Source organism: Muriicola sp., assembly GCF_041567615.1.
In the GTDB taxonomy this organism is placed as follows: domain Bacteria; phylum Bacteroidota; class Bacteroidia; order Flavobacteriales; family Flavobacteriaceae; genus Muriicola.
This window is the reverse complement of the sequence record NZ_JBFGBM010000243.1, coordinates 1-3,056: the sequence shown is the minus strand read 5'-3', so window position 1 is coordinate 3,056 and position 3,056 is coordinate 1. Positions and strand designations below refer to the sequence as shown.

The 3,056-nt window shown below is 48.6% G+C and carries 3 protein-coding genes; 2 read left to right on the top strand and 1 reads right to left on the bottom strand.

What is annotated here, in order from left to right:
• On the top strand, nucleotides 1-285 hold a 285-nt coding region (locus tag ABYP73_RS12555; protein ID WP_372974557.1), incomplete at its 5' end, for a 2OG-Fe(II) oxygenase.
• A gap of 44 nt (nucleotides 286-329) precedes the next feature.
• Here the strand turns inward: ABYP73_RS12555 and ABYP73_RS12550 are convergent.
• Nucleotides 330-1,271 (bottom strand): aldo/keto reductase, encoded by a 942-nt coding sequence (locus ABYP73_RS12550; protein ID WP_372974556.1) that lies wholly within the window; start codon nucleotides 1,269-1,271, stop codon nucleotides 330-332.
• A gap of 335 nt (nucleotides 1,272-1,606) precedes the next feature.
• Here ABYP73_RS12550 and ABYP73_RS12545 point away from each other — a divergent pair, with 335 nt between their 5' ends.
• Nucleotides 1,607-2,806: an OmpA family protein gene (locus ABYP73_RS12545; protein WP_372974555.1), complete on the top strand. Its 1,200-nt coding sequence runs from the start codon at nucleotides 1,607-1,609 to the stop codon at nucleotides 2,804-2,806.
• Nucleotides 2,807-3,056: the final 250 nt, after the last annotated feature.

The window sequence follows — 3,056 nt, the reverse complement described above, 5'->3', positions numbered from 1 at the left end:
GGGGCGAGGTATGAGAAGCACCTCGACCAGTTCGACAGTCGGACAAACCGCATGATCACCCTCGTCATTTATTTAAACGAGGGATGGCAGAAAGGAGACGGTGGAGAACTGGAGATCTTCCTTAAAAACGGGGAAACCGTGATTGTTGAACCCCTCGATGCCCGTTGTGTAATGTTCAAAAGTGCCGAGGTACCCCACCGGGTACTGGAATCCCACAAGAACAGGAAAAGCCTTACCGGCTGGTTGTTGCACCAGCCAGCCGGGCTGGGACAGCTTTTCGGGTAACGCATAGAACTGAAGAATGCTGGTTGGAGGTTGTGCCCCCAAGCTCACCAGGGCAGGTTCAGCTTTTTAACTTCTGATTCATAGAAATTCTCCAGATCCATCTTCAGGCGATCCGGGAGGTGAACGTTTGCATCCTCCACGTTTTTGCGCAATTGAGCAGTACTGATACTACCCGGGATGACCGTAGATACGGCATCATAGGCAAGGCAGAATGAAAGAGCCGTCTGAGAAAGGTCCCGGTCTTTCCCGATCAGTTCATTCAACTGGCTGACAAGCCTGGCCCTGGTCGCGATATCCTCCCGGGACCAGCGTTCTCTGATGCCTTGAAAGGTGCTGTTTGCATCGTATTTGCCGGTGAGCCAGCCGGAATCCAGGGGGATCTTAACAATGATCCCCATTTCTTTTTCTTTGGCGATTTCAAAGGCCCGGGCCGTATCCTGGTGCAGGATATTGAAGAAGGCCTCCACCACTTCTCCACCCGTGGTCTCCATAAAGAGCTTCATTTCCTCGTAGGTATCGAGGGAGGCCCCATAGGCCCGTATCTTGCCTTCCTCCTTCAATTTTTCGAGGATCTCGTAATGCTCGCTCTGCCGGCCGTCAAGGATCGCATGAGGCGGATTGTGCAGGATGAGGGAATCTACGTACTCCGTCCTCAGCCGCCTCAGGCTCCCCTCCAGGGATTCGCGGATATAGCCCGCATCGTAGTTTAAGGAACCGAAATCGGTATGCCCGAATTTGGTGTTGATGACTACCTGGCTGCGGTCTGTTTTTTCAAGTGCTTTTCCCAATCGTTCCTCGCTGCTGCCCAGGCCGTAATTGGGTGCCGTGTCAAAAAAATTAACCCCCAGCTCAAGGGCCTCCCGGACCAATTCTATGGACTCCTTATCGCTCAGGTCCTTCCAACCGGAATTACTTCCCAATTGCCAGGTACCCATCCCGATCTCGGAGACTGCGGGCGACTGCCCTGTCAATTTTCTGTACTTCATATCACTTTAAATTAGTCTAATCGTGATGCTTTTTCCATCCTATTCCTTCCGCTTCACTCCAGGATTCAGAGAGGTTTAAAATTAGGTAAATCAAGCTGAACTGGGCTTGATGACCATAGCATCATGTTCAACCGACGGTAATTGGATCGGACAGGGTCTATACGCCTGTATGACAAAGGTCATAATTAGAATAAAAAAATTGATACAAAACGCTCAATATCAGCATGTCTACATGACAGAAATCATTGTACCGATCTATAAATAATAGTAATATGTTCTAACCTGACCGTATACTGCGGGAAGGGATCAAATCGAGAAATCTAACACCGTTCGTCATGAAAAAAATACTGTCATTAGGGCTGCTGGGGTTGTTCCTCCTCGCTCCCGTCCAGGCTGAAACCCAGATCCTGAAAAAGATCGGGAAAAAAATAAAGAACAAATCCGAGCAAAGGCTCGATCGGAAGATAGACAAGACCATTGACAAAGGCCTGGACAAGGTCGAGGAAGGTATGGAAGGCAAAGAGGGTGACAGCATTCCGAAGGGGGACAAAGATGCAAACCAAAAGCCAGCCGATACCGATAATACCGTAAAACTTTGGTCTAAATACGACTTTGTGCCCGGAGAGGTGGTCATCTTTGAGGACGATCTCCAGGGAGAACGGAACGGGGAATTCCCTTCCCAGTGGGACCTGAAGAAAGGTAATGTGGAAATGGCCCGGCTGGGCGATGAGATGGTCATCAACTTTCCGGACACCGAATGGGCCGATATTGTTCCCATGATGAAAGAAAAAGGGGATTACCTGCCGGACGTATTCACCCTGGAATTCGACGCCTATTACAGTGAGTTCTGTACGTCATATAAGATAGCCTTCTACGACGCGGTCAACCAGAAGAATACCACAAGATTACCCGATATCTCCATAAAACCCAATCAAATCACCCAACAGTTCTCCGGTGTTACGGACTTTAAAGGAGATGAAAATTACCCCTATTGGAAGCGTGTAGCGATATCCTTCAATGTGCGGGCCTTAAAGATCTATTTAGGGGAACAGCGCATCGCCAACATCCCCAATTTCAGGCATAATCCTACCGGGATCACCATTTCCTCCAGGCAGTGTCACGAAAATCAATTCGCCGCCATCAGGAATATCCGTATCGCCACGGGCGACCTGGAATTGTATGACAAGATGATCACCGACGGGAAGATCGTCACCAATGGGATCAGGTTCGATTCCGGCAAGGCTACCCTGAAACCCGAATCCATGGGGGTTATCAATGAGATCGTGAAACTGATGCAACAATACCCGGAGATCCGCTTCAGCGTGGAAGGTCACACAGACAGCGATGGGGATGCCCAGTTCAACAAGAACCTCTCGGAGCAACGGGCCAATACTGTACTAAATACCCTGGTAGACCAGGGCATTGGGCGAGACCGGCTGGTCGCCAAAGGCTTTGGGGAGGAAGTCCCCGTGGCAGACAACAACAGCCCGGAAGGCAAGGCCAATAACCGAAGGGTGGAGTTTGTGAAGATGTAAGGGCGTCATAAACTACTTTGGAATTCCAGGAATTAGTGAAGCTGAAGTGGTTGAAGTTGTGTAAGAGATCAATAAAAAATATAAAACATGAAAAATGCAATACTAATCCTACTGGCGTCTATAGTTGTTATTTCAAGTCGGACTTATGCCCAGGATATCAATTTAATTTTCAATAACAATTTGACTTTGAATGAAGATTTAAGCAAACACACAAAAGCTATAGACGGGCTTATGGCCTCTTATGGTAAAG